The following is an 18,173-nucleotide window of genomic DNA, read 5'->3' as shown; positions in this document are numbered from 1 at the left end:
CTAGGCGACCTTCTTTTCCAGGCCGGTTTCCCACTCGCCCCTGCTCGCCAGCGCATTCATCCGCGCGCGGTGCGTGAAGGCGCGCTGGCCGGCTGCGATATTCTCGGCCTTACCCGACCACGCCTTTTGCGGCGCCGCCTGCAGGGCACGGCCGTAGGAGAATGTCAGCCGCCAGGGTAGGCCGCCGATACGATTCATCGCGTCCAGATGCGCGGTCGCTTCCTCGTCGGACTGTCCGCCGGACAGAAAGGCGATGCCCGGCACCGCCGCGGGAACGCACGCCTTCAACAGCCGCACGGTCTTCTCGGCGACTTCCTCGACGGACGCCTGCTTCGCGCACTTCTTGCCTGAAATGGCCATGTTGGGCTTCAGCACCATGCCTTCGAGCTCGACGCGCTGGACCCGCAATTCCTGGAACGTCTTGTTCAGCACGCGCTGGGTCACGTCATAGCAGCGGTCGACATCGTGATCGCCATCCATCAGCACTTCCGGCTCCACGATCGGCACGATCTGCGCCGCCTGGCACAGCGCTGCATAGCGCGCCAGCGCGTGCGCGTTGACGCTGATCGCGGTCATGGTGGGGATGCCACCGCCGATGTCGATCACGGCGCGCCACTTCGCAAAGCGCGCGCCGCGCTCGTAATATTTCTTCAGGCGTTCGGCGAGCTTGTCGAGGCCGACAGTGACCAGTTCGCCCGGACATTGCGGCAATCCTTGTGTCCCCTCATCGACCTTGATGCCGGGGATCGCGCCGGATTGCTCGATCAGCTTGACCAGCGGCGTGCCGTCCTTTGCGTTCTGCCAGATCGTCTCGTCGTAGAGGATCACGCCCGAGACGTACTTGCTCATCGCTTCTGAGGAGCGGAACAGCATCTCGCGATAGTCGCGGCGGTTCTCCTCGGTCGATTCGACCTTGATGGCGTCAAAGCGCTTCTTGATCGTGCCCGAGGATTCGTCGGCGGCGAGAATGCCCTTGCCCGGGGTGACCATGGCGAGGGCAACCTTGTTGAGGTCAGCGAGATTCATCGAAGTTCTCCAGAAACATCATGCCCTTGCGCACCAAAATAGGCGGTTCTCGGGCAATTGCCTAGAAAACGTTCGTCGCACCGGGGGTGTTTACGAGGCGGCTCAGGCCAGCTTGTCAGGCGGTCTTGGGATCGAGCTCACCCTTGCTGTACCGCTTGGCCATTTCGGCCGTGGTCAGCACCTTCTTGATCTTGCTGGCCTGGCCTGCGGTATTGAATTCCTGCAGCCGCTGCTTGCACAGCTTGGCCATCGCTTCCATCGCCGGCTTGAGATATTTGCGCGGATCGAACTCTTCGGGATTGTCGTTCAGGACTTTGCGGATCTGGCCGGTCATCGCCATGCGGTTATCCGTGTCGATGTTGATCTTGCGCACGCCGTTCTTGATGCCGCGCTGAATTTCGGAAACCGGGACGCCCCAGGTCGGCTTCATCTTGCCGCCATTGGCGTTGATGATCTCCTGCAAATCCTGCGGCACCGAGGACGAGCCGTGCATCACCAGATGCGTGTTCGGCAGCTTGCGATGGATTTCCTCGATCACCTTCATGGCGAGGATGTCGCCGTCAGGCTTGCGGGTGAACTTGTAGGCGCCGTGCGAGGTGCCCATTGCGATCGCCAGCGCGTCGACTTTTGTCTCTTTCACGAACTTCACGGCTTCGTCGGGATTGGTCAGCAACTGGTCGTGCGAGAGCTTGCCTTCGGCGCCGTGGCCGTCTTCCTTGTCGCCCATGCCGGTCTCGAGCGAGCCGAGCACGCCGAGTTCGCCTTCCACCGAAATGCCGCCGAGATGGGCCATGTCGGTGACGGTCTTGGTCACGCCGACATTGTAGTTCCAGTCGCCGGGGGTCTTGCCGTCGGCCTTCAGCGAACCGTCCATCATGACCGAGGTGAAGCCGGCCTGGATCGCAGTCATGCAGGTCGCGGGTTCGTTGCCGTGGTCGAGATGCACGCAGACTGGAATCTGCGGATAGATTTCGGTGACGGCGTCCATCATGTGCTTGAGCATCACGTCGTTGGCGTAGGAGCGCGCGCCGCGCGAGGCCTGGATGATGACGGGCGCATCGAGGGTAGAGGCGGCCTCCATGATGGCCAGCGCCTGCTCCATGTTGTTGATGTTGAACGCCGGCACCCCGTACTCGTGCTCTGCCGCGTGATCGAGCAGTTGACGCAAGGTAATGCGAGCCATTCAAATTCTCCTGTATTTGCCGCGCCTTTGGCGCTCCATTAAAATCTCGGTCTAACGCAGTTTGAGAACTTCCACGCCGGGCAGCGGCTTGCCTTCCATCCATTCGAGAAACGCGCCGCCGGCCGTCGAAACATAGGAAAAATCGCCTGCCACGCCGGCCTGATTCAGCGCCGCGACGGTGTCGCCGCCACCGGCGACCGAAACCAGTTTCTTCGCCTTGGTGCGCTCCGCCGCGTGCTTGGCCGCAACGACCGTGCCGCGGTCGAACGGCGTCATCTCGAACGCGCCGAGCGGGCCGTTCCAGACCAGTGTCTTGGCATCGTCGATCGCGGCATGAATCCGCGCGGTCGATTGCGGGCCGACGTCGAGGATCATGCCGTCGGCCGGGATGGCGTCGAGCCCATAGGCATGTGAGGGCGAGTTGGCCGCAAAGTGATAGGCGACCACGGCATCGACGGGGAGGATGATGGCGCAGTTCGCAGCCTCGGCCTTTTCCATGATGCGCAGCGCGGTCGCCGCGAGATCCTTCTCCGCCAGCGACTTGCCGACGGCAACGCCCTGCGCGTGCAGGAAGGTGTTGGCCATGCCGCCGCCGATGACGAGCGCATCGACTTTTGTTACGAGGTTTTCCAAAAGGTCGATCTTGGTCGATACCTTGGCGCCGCCGATGATCGCGATCACGGGCTTGGTCGGCGCTTCCAGCGCCTTGCCCAGCGCATCGAGTTCAGCCTGCATGGTGCGGCCGGCATAGGCGGGTAGCTTGTGGCCAAGTCCCTCGGTCGAAGCATGCGCGCGGTGCGCAGCTGAGAATGCGTCGTTGACCCAGATGTCACCGAGCTTTGCCAACTCAGCCACGAACGCCGGATCGTTCTTCTCTTCCTCCTTGTGGAAGCGGGTGTTCTCCAGGCAGAGGATATCGCCGTCCTTCATCGCAGCCACGGCCTTGGCCGCGGCCTCGCCGATGCAGTCCTCGGCAAAGGCGACCGGCTTCGTGAGGACCTGTCCCAGCGCGGCGGCGACGGGCTTCAGCGAATCCTTGGCATCGCGTCCCTTCGGCCTGCCGAAATGGGCGAGCAGGATAACCTTGCCGCCCTTGTCCGAAATTTCGGCGATGGTCGGCGCGACGCGCTCAAGCCTGGTCGCGTCGGAGACGCGGCCGTTCTCCATGGGCACGTTGAGGTCGACGCGCAGCAGGACGCGCTTGGCCTTTACGTCGATGTCATCGAGGGTGCGGAATTTGTTCATGAGATATTTCCCGTCGTCATGGCCGGGCTTGTCCCGGCCATCCACGTCTTGCTCGCTGGGCGAAGGAAGACGTGGATGCCCGGCACAAGGCCGGGCATGACGAAAAATAACTTACAGGAGCTTCCCCATCGCGACGGCGGTGTCGGCCATGCGGTTGGAGAAACCCCATTCATTGTCGTACCAGGACATTACGCGCACCAGCGTGCCGTTCTGCACCTTGGTCTGGTCCTCATGGAACGTCGACGAGTGGGGGTCGTGGTTGAAGTCGATCGAGACGTTCGGCGCCGTGGTGTAGCCGAGGATGCCCTTGAGCTGCTGCTCGGAGGCGCGCTTCATCGCCGCGTTGATTTCCTTCACATCGGTGGCGCGCTTGGCGACGATCTTGAGATCGACCACCGAGACGTTCGGGGTCGGCACGCGGATCGCGACGCCGTCGAGCTTGCCCTTCAGTTCCGGCAGCACCAGGCCGATTGCCTTCGCAGCACCCGTCGAGGTCGGGATCATCGACATCGCTGCCGCGCGGCCGCGATAGAGATCCTTGTGCAGAGTGTCGAGGGTGGGCTGGTCGCCGGTATAGGCGTGGATCGTGGTCATGAAGCCGGTCTCGATGCCCACCGTGTCGTTAAGCACCTTGGCGACGGGCGCGAGGCAGTTGGTGGTGCAGGAACCGTTGGAGACGACCAGGTGATCCTTGGTCAGGGTATCATGGTTGACGCCGAAGACGATGGTTGCGTCGGCATTGTCGGCGGGCGCGGAGACCAGCACGCGCTTGGCGCCGGCGGTCAGGTGCGCGGAGGCCTTGTCCTTGGCGGTGAAGATGCCGGTGCATTCCAGCGCGATATCGACGCCGAGGGCCTTCCACGGCAGCTTCGACGGATCGCGCTCGGCGGAAACCTTGATCTTGCCATTGCCAAGGCTGAGCGAGTCGCCATCGACGGTCACGGTGCCGGGGAAGCGGCCATGCACGGAATCGAAGCGCAGCAGGTGGGCGTTGGTCTCGACCGGGCCGAGATCGTTGATGCCGACCACCTCGATATCGTTGCGGCCAGATTCCGCGATGGCTCGCAACACGTTGCGGCCGATGCGGCCAAATCCGTTGATCGCGACGCGGATTGCCATGCTGGTATCTCCTCTAATAGCCGGTGCCGGCCCCGCGGAGACGTTCCACGGAGGTGCTTACGGCGGAACGCCCGGTTCGGCCGGGCGGGAACGGTCAAGATGGGGGTTTAGGTAGCCCTTTTTCCCAGTAATCTCAACCGTCACCCCAAGCGCTTCAGGACAGCGTTAACCGCAGCCTCGGCGGTAATTCCGAAGTGCTTGAAAAGGTCCTTGGCGGGGGCGCTGGCGCCGAAACCGTGCATGCCGATGAATTCACCATCCTGGCCGATCACGGCATCCCAGCCCCAGCGTACCGCGGCCTCGATGGCGACCTTGACCGGCGCATTGCCGATGATGGCCTTCCGGCGCTCCTCCGGCTGCGCCAGCAGCAATTCGAGCGAGGGCACCGAGACCACCCGCGACGCGATGCCGCGTTCAGCCAGCTGCTTCTGGGCTGCCACTGCGATCTCGACTTCCGAGCCCGAGGCGAACAGCGACACCTTGGCGTCGCCCTGTGCCGCGACCAGCTCATAGGCGCCATGCGCGCAAGGGCTATCGTTCGGCGCCGAGGTGCGGAGTTGCGGCAGGTTCTGGCGGGTCAGGGCCAGCACCGTCGGGCCGTCCACACGGTTCAGCGCCAGTTCCCAGCATTCCGTTACCTCGACGGCGTCGCAGGGCCGGAACACGCGCATGTTGGGAATTGCGCGCAAGGCTGCGAGATGTTCCACCGGCTGATGCGTCGGACCGTCCTCGCCGAGCCCGATCGAATCGTGGGTCATCACATAGACGACACCGGTGCCCATCAGCGCGGCCAGTCGCATCGCCGGGCGCGCGTAGTCGGTGAATATCAGGAACGTTGCGCCGTTCGGCGCAAAGCCGCCATGCAGGAAGATGCCGTTCATGGCTGCCGCCATGCCGTGCTCGCGGACGCCGTAATGGATGAAGCGGCCCTTCGGCGTCTTGGCAGAAAAATCCACCGCCGATTTCGCCTTGTTGTTGTTGGAGCCGGTGAGATCGGCGGAGCCGGCGAGGAATTCCATCGGCATCGCGGCAGCGATTGCCTCGATGGCGGATTCGGATGATTTCCGCGTGGCGATATTCTGTGGCGATTCCAGCAGCGCCTTCTTGTGGGCGCGCAGCGCCTTGGAAAGCGCGGCCGGCCGCTCGTGCCGCAAACGCCGTTCGAACTCGGCGCGCTTGCGGGGGCCGAGCTCGGCGTAAAGGCTTTCCCATTCCTGGCGCGCGGCAGCGCCGCGGCTGCCGGCGTCACGCCACGCCTTCAAGACATCGTCCGGCACCGAAAAGGCTTCGAGCGAAATGCCGAGCTTTTCCTTGGCGCCCTTGAGTTCGTCGGCGCCGAGCGCCTCGCCATGGGCTTTCGCCGTGCCGGCCCGCGTCGGCGCGCCGTAGCCGATGGTGGTCTTGCAGGCGATCAGCGACGGCTTGTTGGATTTCTGTGCCCGTGTGATCGCGGCCGCAATCGCCTTCGGATCCTGGCCATCGATCAGCTCGGCCGCCCAGCCGGCGGACTTGAAGCGCTTCACCTGATCGACCGAATCGGCAAGCGAGGTCGGGCCGTCGATCGAGATGCCGTTGTCGTCATACAGCACGATCATCTTGTTCAGCTTCCAGTGTCCGGCCATCGCGATCGCTTCCTGCGACACGCCTTCCATCAGGTCGCCGTCGGAGGCGAGCACGTAGGTGTGATGTCCGACCACCTTCTTGCCGAACTCGGCGGCCAGCATCTTTTCCGCCAGCGCCATGCCGACCGCGGTGGCAATGCCCTGGCCGAGTGGGCCGGTGGTGGTCTCGATGCCCTTGGTGTGGAAATTCTCGGGGTGTCCCGGCGTCAGCGATCCCAGCTGGCGGAAGTGCTTGAGCTGGTCGAGCGTCATGTCCTTGTTGCCGGTCAGGTATAGCAACGCGTAGAGCAGCATCGAGCCATGTCCGGCCGAGAGCACGAAGCGGTCGCGATCCGGCCAGTTCGGATCAGCTGCGTCGAACTTGAGGAACTGCGTGAACAGCACGGTGGCGACGTCGGCGGCGCCCATCGGCAAGCCCGGGTGGCCGGATTTCGCCTTTTCGACGGCATCCATGGCAAGCCCGCGAATCGCATTGGCCATACGGGTATGATCGACCTGCGTCATGATGAAAATCCGCCTGAAATGAGGTGCTTGGTTGCGGGGTACGTACCGGGCGAGGGGCCGCAATACGGGCGTGGCCTAGGGAAAGTCCGGGCTGGATAGCACCTCAAACCCATGAGTCCAAGGCTAAGGAAACGCGCTTCCGGGGCGAAAAGTTGCTTAGCAGTGCATAGCTTCGCGTCGGCGTTGCACTCGGCTCGCTTGCCACGTAAATTTCGGGCTCTAACCGCTTGCCGAACCGCGGATTTTGCTGCCGCGCGGCGGGCCTACGCGAAGGTGCGCGCTGCCTCCCATGAGCGATCGTCACACCAACGGGGCCGGCAATGCCGAGCCGGTCTATGCCGACATCGACGCCGCCACGCGGCGCTTGTTGATGGCGCTCGATGCGCTCGAGGCCGCGGCCGAGCGGCGGCGCGACGCCGACCGCGACGAGAACGAACTGGCGAGCCGGATCCAGGCGCTCGGCGCCGATCGCTCGCGGCTCGCCGACGAACTCGACGGCTCGCTGGTGAAGACGCGGCGGCTGGAGCGCACCAACCGCGAGGTATCAGAAAAACTCGATGTCGCGATCGGCACCATCCGCGCGGTGCTCGATGCCGGAGAGGATGAATGAGCCACATCAACGTCACCATCAACGGCCGGCAGTATCGCATGGCTTGCGAGGAAGGGCAGGAAGTGCGGCTCCTCAAGCTCGCCGAGAACCTGGAAACGCGGGTCGGCGAGCTGCGCGGCAAGTTCGGCGAGATCGGCGACGCGCGGCTGACGGTGATGGCCGCGCTCACCGTGTGCGACGAACTGCTGGATGCCAACGCGCGCATCCGCGCGCTGGAGAGCGAACTCGAAACCCTGCGCAACGTGCGCGTCGCCGCCGCCGACCGCGCCAAGGCCACCCAGGTCGCGGTCGCCAACGCGCTCAACGCCGCCGCCGACCGCATCGAAAAGACCACGCAAGTCATCAACCGCACCATCGGAAACGGCGTCGCGATCGGGTGAGGGTGAGCGTTAACGCTGGCGGATTGGGTCTGTAACGCTTACATTGCCCCTGCGAAGCTGCGTCGTGCGTCAGGAGCCATATATCCCCGGGGCCTTATCGATCCTTTAGGGAACTGTCCCTGGCCGGGTCCGTGGATCCGGGCATATGGTGCCCACCTACTTTCGTAGGGAACTCCGGGATCGAGTGCTTCAACGGCGTTCGCGGCTTCGCACTTTTGTTTGTTGTTTGCGACTTTGTTCTACCCGCGCATGTCCCGTCATACCCCGTGAATGCGGGGTATCCAGTACGCCGCGGCGTCTCGGTTGAATCACTGAAGTCTCTGGAATACTGGATCGCCCGCGTTCGCGGGTGATGACAGCGGAAAGATACTGCATGACGGCAACCCAGTCGAAAGCCGACCTCCGTACCGCCGCGCTGGCGAAACGCGATGCGTTGAGCGACGAACAGCGTGCCGTCGCGGCGCAGGCGATGGCCAAGCGTGGCCTGCCGTTCACGATCGAGCCGGGCATGGTTGTGTCGGGCTATTCGCCGATCCGCAGCGAGATCGACCCGGCGCCCCTGATGCGCAAGCTCGCCGAACACGGCGCGAAGCTGGCGCTGCCAGCGGTGATGGCGCGCGGAAAATCGCTGGCGTTTCGCGCCTGGTCGCCCGACGACCGGCTGATGATGGGGCCGCTCGGCATCCTCGAGCCGTCGCCGGCCGCCGCCGAACTCATTCCCGATATCATGCTGGTGCCGCTGGCGGCGTTCGACCGCGAGGGTCACCGCATCGGCTATGGTGCCGGACATTACGACTATACGCTCGCCCATTTGCGCAAAGTGAAAGCCATTACGGCCGTCGGCGCCGCCTTCTCCTTACAGGAAATAAAAGCTGTTCCCGCGCTGCCGCACGACGTAGCGCTGGATTATGTGCTAACGGAAAAGAAAGTGTTCGATTTCCGGAGCTGAACTTTGCGTATTCTCTTCGTTGGCGACGTGGTCGGCCGGGCAGGCCGCACCGCGATCGCGGAATATCTGCCCGGTATGATCAGGGACTGGGCTCTCGACCTCGTCGTCGTCAATGGCGAGAATTCCGCCGGTGGTTTCGGCATCACCGAGGCGATCTATCAGGAATTCCTCGACGCCGGCGCCGATGCCGTCACGCTCGGCAATCACGCCTGGGACCAGCGCGAGGCGCTGGTGTTCATCGAGCGCGCACCGAAGCTGGTCCGGCCTGCGAACTTTCCAAAGGGCACGCCGGGCCGCGGCGCTGCGCTGGTCGATACCAAGAACGGCAAGCGCGCGCTGATCGTCAACGCCATCGGTCGCGTCTTCATGACGCCGTTCGACGATCCCTTCGCGGTGCTCAACCGCGAACTCGACGCCTGTCCGCTGCGCGAGGCGGCAGATGCAGTCGTGGTCGATTTCCACGGCGAGGCGTCGAGCGAAAAACAGGGCATCGGCTTCTTCTGCGACGGCCGCGCCAGCCTCGTCGTCGGCACCCACACCCACGTGCCGACCGCCGATCATCAGATCCTGGCCGGCGGCACCGCCTACATGACCGATGCCGGCATGACCGGCGATTATGATTCCATCATCGGCATGCAGAAGGAAGAGCCGCTGCGGCGCTTCACGACCGGCATTCCCTCAGGCCGCTTCGAACCGGCGGCGGGCGTTGCGACGCTCAGCGGCGTTGCGGTCGAGACCGATGATTCCACCGGCCTCGCGCTGCGCGTCGCACCGGTGCGGGCCGGCGGCAGGCTCGAGCCGGCAGTACCGGGGTTTTGGGTGAGCTAGCCTGCGCCCGGCTTGAGCGCTATTGCGCGGTCTGCTTGCGCAGTTCCGCCACGTCGTTCGCCGTCAGCTTCGATCCCTTGGTTCCGAACCGCGCGGTCACGTAGTTGGCGACGGCCGCGATCTCGTCGTCGGTATAGGCATTGCCGAAAGCCGGCATCGAGAGCGCGTCATCAGGCGTATGGCGTTTGGTGCCTGATATCACGATCTGCGCGACGTTGGTCGCGGCGGGATCGTTCACCGCCCAGGCGCCGGTCAGCGTCGCCATCGGCGAGATGCCGCTTTCGCCGCTCCAGCCATGGCAGCTCACGCAGGCGCCTTCGAACACCATTTTGCCGCGTGCATCGGCGGTGATGCCTTGCTTGTGCGAGGCGGGCGCAGGCGGCGCGGTGGTTGCGGGCAAGTCGAGCGAAGGCGTCGGCGGTACGCTGCGCAGATAGGCGACGATGGCGCGGATGTCTTCCGGGGTCATCTTGCTGAGGCTGTGATCGACGGCTTCGCCCATCGGTCCCGATGCCGCGCCGCGGCCAGGGGCATGTCCGCTCGAAAGATAGGCGGCGAGATCCTCATCCTTCCAGCCGCCGACGCCGGTGCTCTTGGCCGAAGAGATGTTGAAGGCGCGCCAGCCCGCCGTCACGGCGCCGGCGAATTTCTTGCGGTTGTCGAGCGCAAAGGCGAGGTTGCGCGGCGTATGGCATTCGCCGCAATGGGCTAGCGCCTCCACGAGATACGCGCCCCTGTTCCACTCCGGGCTCTTCGAGGTGTCGGGTGTGAAGCGCGTGTCCGGGTTGAACACCGTCGACCAGAACAACATCGCCCAGCGCTGGTTGAACGGGAACGACAGCGTGTTTTCGGGCGCCGCCGCGCGTACCGGCGGTAGGCTGAACAGATAGGCTTTGACCGCCAGCACGTCCTCGTCGCTCATGTAGGTGTAGGACGGATAGGGCATCGCCGGATAAAGCATCGCGCCGTCATGGCGCTTGCCGCGCTGGACCGCGTTGAGAAAATCCTGGTCGCTGTAATTGCCGATACCGGTTTCCTTGTCTGGGGTGATGTTGGTCGAATAGAGCGTACCGAACGGCAATTTGAACCCGAGCCCGCCGGTATATTCCTTGCCGCCCTGGCTGGTGTGGCAGACCATGCAGTCCGCCGCCCTGGCGAGATATTCGCCGCGTTCGATCAGGCCCGCTTTCTCAAGCGCCGCCGGCACGCCGGAAGGTTTTGTCCCGCGATAATCCGCGAGCGCGACCTTCGGGCCGCCGGAAAAGTCGAGCGGGCCGGGCCCGCGGATGATCCAGGTGCCGACCGCGATTGCCGCAATGACGACGACGGCGATGGCGGCGAGAATACGTATCCGTCTCATGCCCTCTTCCCCGCGGCGATCAGCGAACGGTCGATCGGCATGCGCCGCAGCGCCACGCCGGTTGCGGCATAGATCGCGTTGCGCAGCGCCGGTGGGCCGGCATTGGTGCCGGCCTCGCCGATGCCGCCGGGCGGCTCGCCGCTCTTGACGACATGAACCTCGATCTTCGGCGTCTCGTTGATGCGCAGCATCCGGTAGTCGTGGAAGTTCGACTGCTGAACGCGACCCTTGTCGATCGTGATCTCGCCATAGAGCGCGGCGGTCAGTCCGAAAATCAATCCGCCCTCGATCTGCGCCTTCACGGTATCGGGATTGACGGCGATGCCGGTGTCGACCACCGAAACAACGCGGCGGAGCGCCACTTCGCCCTGTGGGTCGACCTCGGCTTCCACGATGGTTGCGATGAACGTCTCGAACGACGGCTGCAGGCAGACGCCGCGGCCGACGCGCAATGGCAGCTTCTCGCCCCAATTGGCTTTTTCCGCCGCGAGATTCAACGCCGCCAGCGCCCGCGGCTTGCTTCCGAGCATGGCGCGGCGAAATTCGATCGGATCCTTGCCGGCCTTGCGCGCCAGTTCGTCCATGGCGCATTCGACCGCGAATACGTTGTTGTTCGGACCGACGCCGCGCCAGAAGCCGGTCGGTACCGCCGGCGGCTCGGCGCGGACATATTCGACATGGAAGTTCGCAATGTCGTAAGGCATGTCGACCGCGGCGTCGACGGCGTCGATGTCGATGCCCTTCTGGAACGCGGGCGGCAGCCAGCGCGCCAGCACGGCCGAGCCCGTGACCTTGTGTTTCCAGGCGCCGACCTTGCCGTCGACCAGCGTAGCAGTGATGTTGTTGCGATAGACCGGTCGGTAGACGTCGTGCTGGGTGTCTTCCTCCCGCGTCCACACCACCTTGACCGGATAGTCGACCTGCTTTGCCACGCGCACCGCGGCAACGACCATGTCCGGCTCGAGCTTGCGGCCGAAGCCGCCGCCGAGCAGGTGGTTGTTGACGATCACCTTCTCGACCGGAAGGCCCGCGGCCTTGGCGGCTTCCGACTGCACGCGGGTCATGATCTGCGTGCCGGTCCAGATCTCGCAAGCGTCCGGCCTGACGTGAACGGTGGCGTTCAGCGGCTCCATCGCCGCATGCGCCAGGAAGGGTAACTCGTAGGTCCCCTCGAACTTGTCGTTGGTCGAAAGTCCCTTGGCGATGTCGCCGACCGATTTGGCAACCGCGCCGTCCTTCTCGCTTGCCGAGCGCAGATCCCGCCAGACGTCCGTCGAACTGATCCTGGCGTTCGGCCCTTCGTCCCAATCGATCCTCAGCGCCTCCAGGCCCTTCTTCGCCGCCCACATGTGATCGCCGATCACGGCGACCATGTCGTCAAGCACCACGATTTTGCGCACGCCGGCAATCTTCCTAGCTGCGGCGTCATCGACCTTGCCGACCTTGCCGCCGAACACGGGACAGGCGGCAACCGTTGCAAATTTCATGTCCGGCAGGATCGTATCGATGCCGTAGACGGCCTTGCCGTTGGTCTTGTCGGGCGTATCGAGCCGCTTCAGCGGCTGGCCGATATAGACGAAATCCTTGGGGTCTTTCAGCGGGACGTCCTTCGGCGGCGTCTCGCTGCTCGCGGCGATCGCCAGCGCGCCGTAGGAGAGCTTTCGGGCGCTGTCGGTGTGCGTGACCTCGCTCTTCGACGCCGTGCAATTGGCCGCTTCGACCTGCCATTGCTTGGCTGCCGCCTGCACCAGCATGGCGCGCGCGCTGGCGCCGGCCGTGCGGAGCGGCTTCCACCAGGCGCGGATCGAGTTCGAATTGCCAGTCACCTGCAGGCCGAAGGTCGGATTGCCATAAAGCTTGTCGTTCGGCGGTGCGTGCAACACCGCGACCTTCGTCCAATCCGCATCGAGCTCCTCGGCAAGGACCATCGAAATCGAGGTGTAGGTGCCCTGGCCCATCTCGACTTGCGGCATCACCAGCGTGACCTTTCCGGCTTCGTCGATGCGGATGAAGGCGTTGGGCGCGAACTTGCCATCGGTCGCATCAGGCGGCTGCACCGGCTGGTTGACCGCGGCGCGCAGCGGCAGATGGAAGGCCAGCACGAAGCCGGTCGAGAGACCGCCGGTGAGAAGGGCGCGGCGTGAAAGCTCGTCATGGCGCTTGTTTGCGGAGATCATGGCGCGCCTCCTATGACGAGCGTCCGGACGCGGCCAGCTTGATGGCTTCGCGGATCCGCACATAGGTGCCGCAGCGGCAGATATTTCCGGACATCGCGGCGTTGATGTCGGAATCATCGGGGTTGGGCGTCGACGCCAATAGCGCTGCGGCCGACATGATCTGGCCGGATTGGCAATAGCCGCACTGGATCACCTCAAGATCCAGCCAGGCCTTTTGCACCTTGGCGCCGGCGGCGGAAGCGCCGACGCCTTCAATGGTGGTAACGCTGCGGCCATTCAATGCGCCAACCGGGAGGACGCAGGACCGCACCGCCTTGCCGTCGACATGCACGGTGCATGCGCCGCACTGCGCGATGCCGCAGCCGTATTTGGTGCCGGTCATCCCGATGATGTCGCGGAGCACCCAGAGCAGCGGCATCTCCGCCGGAGCGTCAAAGGATTTCGGTTCGCCATTGATGGTCAGCGTCGTTGCCATAAGCATCCCCGGTGTTTGCGTCCACGGGCAGCGAACGCGTGGCGAAGAGCCCAAAATATCGCGCCGCGGCGGGGCTGGAAGCGAGATTGTTTTTCGCAATGCTGGCCTGCATGGCCAACGCGGCAGATCACAAGATCGTGCAGCGCGACTGCATCAGTTTTAAGCGAACTGATATGATCATCGCCATTGCGTGCGCGCGCCTGGTTGAGGCATGTCAACTAAAGCGGCGGGGGATGGTCCGATGATGTCCAGCAGTGCAGACTTTTCGACGATATTGAACCGCATTCTTGATACCGCGGCCGACAATCTCAGGATCGCAAAGATTTTGGTACAGATAGGTCTTGATCCCAACAACATCACCTACGAGGCACTGTTCAACCGGCTGCTCGAAATTGGGTTGGCCAACATCACGCTTGCCAACATGTTCGCCCTGATCGGCGCTATCTTCTTTGTCGCTACCTTGCTGATGCAGACAATGGTGCCACTGCGCATCGCTAACATGGCCGGCTGTACATTCTTCGTTGCCTTTGGTGCGCTCTCCGGGAACGTCGCGACCTTTCTCCTTTATCTGCTTTTGCTGCCGATCAATGCCGTTCGCCTCCGTCAAATGCGCAATCTGATCAAGAAGGCACGTCTCGCGACGGAGAGCGACACCTCGATGGAATGGCTCAGGCCGTTCATGACCGAGCGCAGATATCGCCGGGGCGACACATTGTGCAAGAAGGATGATGCAGCCAACGAAATGTTCCTGACAATCACAGGAAGGTATTTGGTCACGGAAATCGGCGTCGAACTTCCGCCGGGACGCATCGTGGGCGAACTTGGCTTCCTTACGCCCAATAAGCAGCGAACCGCGACGGTCGAATGCATAGAGGACGGGCAGGTACTGACCATAACCTATGAAAAGCTGCTCGAGATCTACTTTCAAAATCCGCAATTTGGCTATTACTTTCTCGTCCTGACCAGCCAGCGCCTGCTGGAGAACATCTCACGACTGGAAGGAATCGTGGCACAAGAAAAAGCCGCGCGGCAGGGTGCAGGCGCGGCTGACATTTAGCAAGATCAGGCAATGTCGTCGCAACCCGGTATGACAATCTCGCGGCTTGCCACGTTTCCATTTCGGATCTGGCTGCGCGCTTGTGAGTGCGCGCCCTAGCTCTGCCGAAAACCCATCCGGAATGCGCCCCAGTGGCGGCCGCGGATGACGATCGGTGACGACAGATCCTTCATCAGCACGAAATTGCCGCCGCCCATGTCGCGCCGGTAGGTCTGCAGCAGGAATTGCTTTGTGTTCGCCGCCACCTTCTTCACGGCGCGATCGCTGAACAGGCGGCGGTTGCGACAATTGGCGTTGTTCCAGACCGGGTCGGCCCCCTGCGGCAGGCGGTAGTTCGGATTGTGGGTCGGAAGATATCCGCCTTTGGCCCAGGCGACGCAGAACACGATGCGCGGATCGCTTTTCTGGATCGGATCCTGAATGGAAGGCAGAACGCGGTCGGTGAAGGCGACATAGTCGGTCAGATATTGCTTCGGATCGGTGCCTGATATTTCGCGGTACTTCTCGTCCATCAACTGGTCGGCCGTGATCTCGCCGCGGTCGATCGCGGCCTCGAACTCGGCCGAGATGCGCTTCGCCGTGTCGACGACGACGCGGATCAGCGGTGCATCCGAGGTCTCGACGCCGCTGTCGGCGATCAGCGCGATCAGGTCTTCGGAGGTCTCGAGCAGCTTTGCCGCCCGGTCGTCCGCGTGCTTGAGATCGCGCGAGGAGAGGTCGACGCCCTTGGCGAGCTCGCTGAGCTCGGTGATAACAGTGTCGCAATGGCCGAGATTGGACGTCGCGGCCCTGGCGACGCCGTCGATCTCCTGGCCTACGGACGCGATGCCCTGGTGCACGCGCGCGATGATGCCGCTGATCTGCTGTGCGCCTTCACCGGCGCTCTTGGCGCGCAGTGAGGCGTCGCTGCTCTCGCCGATCAGGCTGCCGATCTGGCCGTCGAGATCGCGCATGGTGTCGGAAATCTGCTGCGTGGCCTGGCGAGTTCCCTCCGCCAGGCTCTTCACTTCGCTCGCGACCACGGCAAAGCCGCGGCCAGCGGTTCCGGCGCGCGCCGCCTCGATCGTGGCGTTGAGCGCCAGCAGGTTGGTCTGCTTCGCAATCGCCTCGATCGAGCCGGAAACTTTTGTTACCTGCGACAGGGCCGAGCCGACGGCGCTGAGCCGGGCTTCGATGCGGCCGACCGCTTCGACGAGTTCGGCGATGTGCTTGACGGCCGTATCCACCGCGCTGCGCGACTGAACGATCTCTACGACGGCTGCGGACGTGGTCGATTGCACCGCCTGCGATGCATTAGCGATGTCGCGGTTGGCCGAGACCATCGTCTGGGCCGTCTTCTGCAAGTGGTGGAACCGCTCCGACTGGTTCGCGACGCGGCTTGCGACCTCCTGAACGTTGCCGGCGATATCGGCAAGCTCCACGCCGAGCCCGCCGATGCGGTTGGCAAGCTGGTCAATGAGTCGTTCGGCCAGTGTCTGGTTGGATTGAGTGTCCAGGACCGCACGCTGCACAACGGACATGTTCGAGCTTTCTCCAGTCAGAGCCGGTCATCGGCTCACCGCGGCGATCGCATTCCAATTCCAAGTCTAGAACGCGATTCGCGCCTTCGCGTCTTGCCTGAGAGCGCACTACAGCATGATCCGGAAAAGTGGGTACCGGTTTTCCGAAAAGATCATGCTCAAACAAGAAGATAAAGCGGGATGACGGTTCGAAGAAACGTCATCCCGCTTTACAGCCGGTACGCCGTTCGGAAACCGCCCCAGTGGCGGCCCTTGACGCTGACTGGCACATCGATCTCGCGCATCATCACCATGTTACCGTTGCCCATGTCTCGGGCGTAACTCTGGATCAGATAGGCGCGCTGGTTGCGCCCGGCGGCAAGGCCGGCCGGATCGTTGAAGATGCGGCGATTGCGGCTGTTGGCGGTGTTCCAGGTGACGTCGCCCGGCCGCTGCGGGTGCGAGTAGATCTTGTTATGAACCGGCAAATAGCCATTGGTGTCGATCATGGCGCAGAACGCCATCCGCTTGTCCTTGGCGAGGAACGCTTCCTGGAACGGCGGCAGCGCGCGGTCGGCCCAGTCAAGAATCCTGGTGCGGTACTGCACCGGGTTGCTGCCTTGTATCTCGACGTAGTTGGTGTCGAACATGTCCTCGATCGAGATGGCGCCGCTGTCGATGCCGTTCTCAAAAATCTTCTTCAGCGCTGCGCCGGCTTCCATCGCGCGGGTGACGGCCTCGGTATTGTCGTCCTGGATCGACCACAGTCTGTCTTCGATCTTCTCGGTCAGCGCCGCATCCGGCCTTTCGAACTGCGCGTGCGTGCCGGCCTTCGACCGCTGGACGACGCGAATCCGGCAGGCGCCGACGTGCTCCAGCGTCGCGTCGAAGCTCTGGCCCTGCGCCAGCGCTTCCGCGTCTGCCCCGCTGACCAGAATGCCACCCATGGAAATTTCGTAGACCGGTGCCGATATCACCCCGCGCGGGCCGGCAATTTCGATCTTGAGGCTGCAGGGCAGCCTTTCGTCCTTGCGGCGCTCCTGGCGGTCGCCTTCTTTCTCCCCCCGCCGCAGCAGCACGGCGCAACGCGACTTGAGCTTCTGCGCAAAATTCGTGACGGCGCGTCCCGCCTCGGCGACGCTTTCGCCGTGCGCCTCGGCTTCCTTGGTCGCGCTGTCGATCTCGGTTGCGCTGCTGCCGACGGAAGCGATGAAGCTGGAGGCGGAGGCCGCGTTGTCAGCCATTTCGCCGGTCGTCGCGTTCTGTTCGGCGACCGCGCCGTTGACGTTCTCGAACACCGGGCGGATCGCTTCGATCGCCTGCGAGATTCGATGCACGGCGTCGACCGAGCCCGCGGCGTCGCGCTGCAGCGCCTCGATCTTCTTGGTGATCTCTTCCGTCGCGTTCTGGGTCTGCACCGCGAGCGCCTTCACCTCGGTGGCGACCACTGCAAAACCGCGCCCGGCCTCGCCGGCGCGTGCGGCCTCGATGGTGGAATTGAGCGCCAGGAGCGTGGTCTGCCGTGCGATCTGCGCGATCAGGTTGACGACGTTGCCGATCGCCGCCGAGGATTCCCGCAAGCGGTCGACATTGGCGCTGGCTTCGCGGGCGGCGTCGCTGGCCTGGTCGGCAAGCTTGCCGGCGTCGCGCACTTGGGAACCGATGCCTTGCGCCGACTGGGTGAACTTGTCGGCGGCGTGCGAAAAGGTGGTCGCGGTGCCCTGGGCTGCACTGGTACGGCTCGTGAGAGCGTCGGTGCGCTGGCGGATGGTCGACAGCGTCGCAGCCGTCGCCTCGGCGCCGCCGGCCACCGAATTGGCCGCGCGCTCGAGCTGGCGGATCATCGCGCCGAGTTCGAGTTCCAGCAGTTCAAGGATTGCCTTGGCCGAATCGCCCTCGGAAGTGACGGCCTCAGCCGTGGCTGGGACCTGTGGAGCCTTGGCTTCAGCGGCAGGCGCAGCCGGCTCCGGCACCTGCTTTTTGAACAAACCGAACGCCATGGGTCTCTTAAAAGTTGAGGGCTGGTGCAAAATCCTCTCATCCGAGCATGAAGTCATGGTTAACAACTGCCTGATATTCCGGCAGGCGGCAGTACTTGCATACCCTCGTGGTCCGCAAATCTTTGATTTCGGCCGATTG

General features: G+C 63.6%; 15 protein-coding genes and 1 other RNA gene. 6 read left to right on the top strand and 10 right to left on the bottom strand.

Annotation, left to right across the window (positions count from 1 at the left end):
- From V1283_RS33145 to tkt, 5 genes are all read right to left on the bottom strand, one after another.
- Nucleotides 1-1,026: a class I fructose-bisphosphate aldolase gene (locus tag V1283_RS33145; RefSeq protein WP_334390820.1), complete on the bottom strand. Its 1,026-nt coding sequence runs from the start codon at nt 1,024-1,026 to the stop codon at nt 1-3.
- Between the two features lie 115 nt (nt 1,027-1,141).
- Nucleotides 1,142-2,209, bottom strand: a complete 1,068-nt coding sequence (gene fba / locus V1283_RS33140; protein WP_334390819.1) for a class II fructose-bisphosphate aldolase — start codon at nt 2,207-2,209, stop codon at nt 1,142-1,144.
- A 51-nt stretch (nt 2,210-2,260) separates the two neighbouring features.
- Entirely contained in the window at nt 2,261-3,454 is a 1,194-nt protein-coding gene (locus V1283_RS33135) for a phosphoglycerate kinase (protein ID WP_334390818.1), read from the bottom strand.
- A 111-nt stretch (nt 3,455-3,565) separates the two neighbouring features.
- Nucleotides 3,566-4,573, bottom strand: coding sequence for a type I glyceraldehyde-3-phosphate dehydrogenase (gene gap / locus V1283_RS33130; RefSeq protein WP_334390817.1), 1,008 nt, complete (start codon nt 4,571-4,573; stop codon nt 3,566-3,568).
- Nucleotides 4,574-4,713: 140 nt separating this feature from the next.
- Complete coding sequence (tkt, locus tag V1283_RS33125) at nt 4,714-6,699, bottom strand: transketolase (RefSeq protein ID WP_334390816.1); 1,986 nt, start codon at nt 6,697-6,699, stop codon at nt 4,714-4,716.
- A 289-nt stretch (nt 6,700-6,988) separates the two neighbouring features.
- Here tkt and V1283_RS33120 point away from each other — a divergent pair, with 289 nt between their 5' ends.
- From V1283_RS33120 to V1283_RS33100, 5 genes are all read left to right on the top strand, one after another.
- Nucleotides 6,989-7,309, top strand: a complete 321-nt coding sequence (locus V1283_RS33120; RefSeq protein WP_334390815.1) for a DUF4164 domain-containing protein — start codon at nt 6,989-6,991, stop codon at nt 7,307-7,309.
- The gene (locus V1283_RS33115) at nt 7,306-7,689 is read left to right on the top strand and encodes a cell division protein ZapA (RefSeq protein ID WP_334390814.1); all 384 of its coding nucleotides are present in this window, start codon (nt 7,306-7,308) and stop codon (nt 7,687-7,689) included. Before V1283_RS33120 ends, V1283_RS33115 begins: the two co-directional genes overlap by 4 nt.
- A 51-nt stretch (nt 7,690-7,740) precedes the next feature.
- Nucleotides 7,741-7,901, top strand: a non-coding RNA gene (ssrS, locus tag V1283_RS33110) — 6S RNA.
- 161 nt (nt 7,902-8,062) lie between these two features.
- Nucleotides 8,063-8,638, top strand: a complete 576-nt coding sequence (locus V1283_RS33105; protein WP_334390813.1) for a 5-formyltetrahydrofolate cyclo-ligase — start codon at nt 8,063-8,065, stop codon at nt 8,636-8,638.
- A gap of 3 nt (nt 8,639-8,641) precedes the next feature.
- On the top strand, nt 8,642-9,466 hold the full coding sequence (locus tag V1283_RS33100) for a TIGR00282 family metallophosphoesterase (protein ID WP_334390812.1): 825 nt from the start codon (nt 8,642-8,644) through the stop codon (nt 9,464-9,466).
- Nucleotides 9,467-9,485: 19 nt separating this feature from the next.
- Here V1283_RS33100 and V1283_RS33095 read toward each other — a convergent pair whose 3' ends face one another.
- From V1283_RS33095 to V1283_RS33085, 3 genes are read right to left on the bottom strand one after another with little or no spacing between them, the layout of a single operon-like run.
- Nucleotides 9,486-10,826 (bottom strand): c-type cytochrome, encoded by a 1,341-nt coding sequence (locus V1283_RS33095; RefSeq protein WP_334390811.1) that lies wholly within the window; start codon nt 10,824-10,826, stop codon nt 9,486-9,488.
- The gene (locus tag V1283_RS33090) at nt 10,823-13,003 is read right to left on the bottom strand and encodes a xanthine dehydrogenase family protein molybdopterin-binding subunit (RefSeq protein WP_334390810.1); all 2,181 of its coding nucleotides are present in this window, start codon (nt 13,001-13,003) and stop codon (nt 10,823-10,825) included. The genes V1283_RS33095 and V1283_RS33090 overlap by 4 nt, the downstream gene beginning before the upstream one ends.
- A 10-nt stretch (nt 13,004-13,013) precedes the next feature.
- Nucleotides 13,014-13,478 carry a (2Fe-2S)-binding protein gene (locus tag V1283_RS33085; RefSeq protein ID WP_334390809.1) on the bottom strand — a complete coding sequence of 155 codons (465 nt, stop codon included), beginning with the start codon at nt 13,476-13,478 and terminating at the stop codon, nt 13,014-13,016.
- Between the two features lie 241 nt (nt 13,479-13,719).
- Here V1283_RS33085 and V1283_RS33080 point away from each other — a divergent pair, with 241 nt between their 5' ends.
- Nucleotides 13,720-14,535, top strand: a complete 816-nt coding sequence (locus tag V1283_RS33080; RefSeq protein ID WP_334390808.1) for a Crp/Fnr family transcriptional regulator — start codon at nt 13,720-13,722, stop codon at nt 14,533-14,535.
- A gap of 95 nt (nt 14,536-14,630) precedes the next feature.
- On the opposite strand, the gene V1283_RS33075 is transcribed toward V1283_RS33080, so the two are convergent.
- Entirely contained in the window at nt 14,631-16,055 is a 1,425-nt protein-coding gene (locus tag V1283_RS33075) for a methyl-accepting chemotaxis protein (RefSeq protein WP_334390807.1), read from the bottom strand.
- 209 nt (nt 16,056-16,264) lie between these two features.
- Nucleotides 16,265-18,034 (bottom strand): methyl-accepting chemotaxis protein, encoded by a 1,770-nt coding sequence (locus V1283_RS33070; RefSeq protein ID WP_334390806.1) that lies wholly within the window; start codon nt 18,032-18,034, stop codon nt 16,265-16,267.
- Nucleotides 18,035-18,173: the final 139 nt, after the last annotated feature.

The organism is Bradyrhizobium sp. AZCC 2262 (assembly GCF_036924535.1).
Taxonomy (GTDB): Bacteria; Pseudomonadota; Alphaproteobacteria; order Rhizobiales; family Xanthobacteraceae; genus Bradyrhizobium.
The sequence above is the reverse complement of the archived record's forward strand: the minus strand, read 5'-3'. Positions and strand labels throughout refer to the sequence as shown.

Coding starts and splice junctions, on each gene's coding strand:
- V1283_RS33145 (WP_334390820.1), bottom strand. CDS start 1,026: ATGAATCTCGCTGACCTCAACAAGGTTGCCCTCGCCATGGTCACCCCG.
- fba (WP_334390819.1), bottom strand. CDS start 2,209: ATGGCTCGCATTACCTTGCGTCAACTGCTCGATCACGCGGCAGAGCAC.
- V1283_RS33115 (WP_334390814.1), top strand. CDS start 7,306: ATGAGCCACATCAACGTCACCATCAACGGCCGGCAGTATCGCATGGCT.
- V1283_RS33075 (WP_334390807.1), bottom strand. CDS start 16,055: ATGTCCGTTGTGCAGCGTGCGGTCCTGGACACTCAATCCAACCAGACA.
- V1283_RS33120 (WP_334390815.1), top strand. CDS start 6,989: ATGAGCGATCGTCACACCAACGGGGCCGGCAATGCCGAGCCGGTCTAT.
- gap (WP_334390817.1), bottom strand. CDS start 4,573: ATGGCAATCCGCGTCGCGATCAACGGATTTGGCCGCATCGGCCGCAAC.
- tkt (WP_334390816.1), bottom strand. CDS start 6,699: ATGACGCAGGTCGATCATACCCGTATGGCCAATGCGATTCGCGGGCTT.
- V1283_RS33095 (WP_334390811.1), bottom strand. CDS start 10,826: ATGAGACGGATACGTATTCTCGCCGCCATCGCCGTCGTCGTCATTGCG.
- V1283_RS33090 (WP_334390810.1), bottom strand. CDS start 13,003: ATGATCTCCGCAAACAAGCGCCATGACGAGCTTTCACGCCGCGCCCTT.
- V1283_RS33080 (WP_334390808.1), top strand. CDS start 13,720: ATGATGTCCAGCAGTGCAGACTTTTCGACGATATTGAACCGCATTCTT.
- V1283_RS33135 (WP_334390818.1), bottom strand. CDS start 3,454: ATGAACAAATTCCGCACCCTCGATGACATCGACGTAAAGGCCAAGCGC.
- V1283_RS33105 (WP_334390813.1), top strand. CDS start 8,063: ATGACGGCAACCCAGTCGAAAGCCGACCTCCGTACCGCCGCGCTGGCG.
- V1283_RS33085 (WP_334390809.1), bottom strand. CDS start 13,478: ATGGCAACGACGCTGACCATCAATGGCGAACCGAAATCCTTTGACGCT.
- V1283_RS33070 (WP_334390806.1), bottom strand. CDS start 18,034: ATGGCGTTCGGTTTGTTCAAAAAGCAGGTGCCGGAGCCGGCTGCGCCT.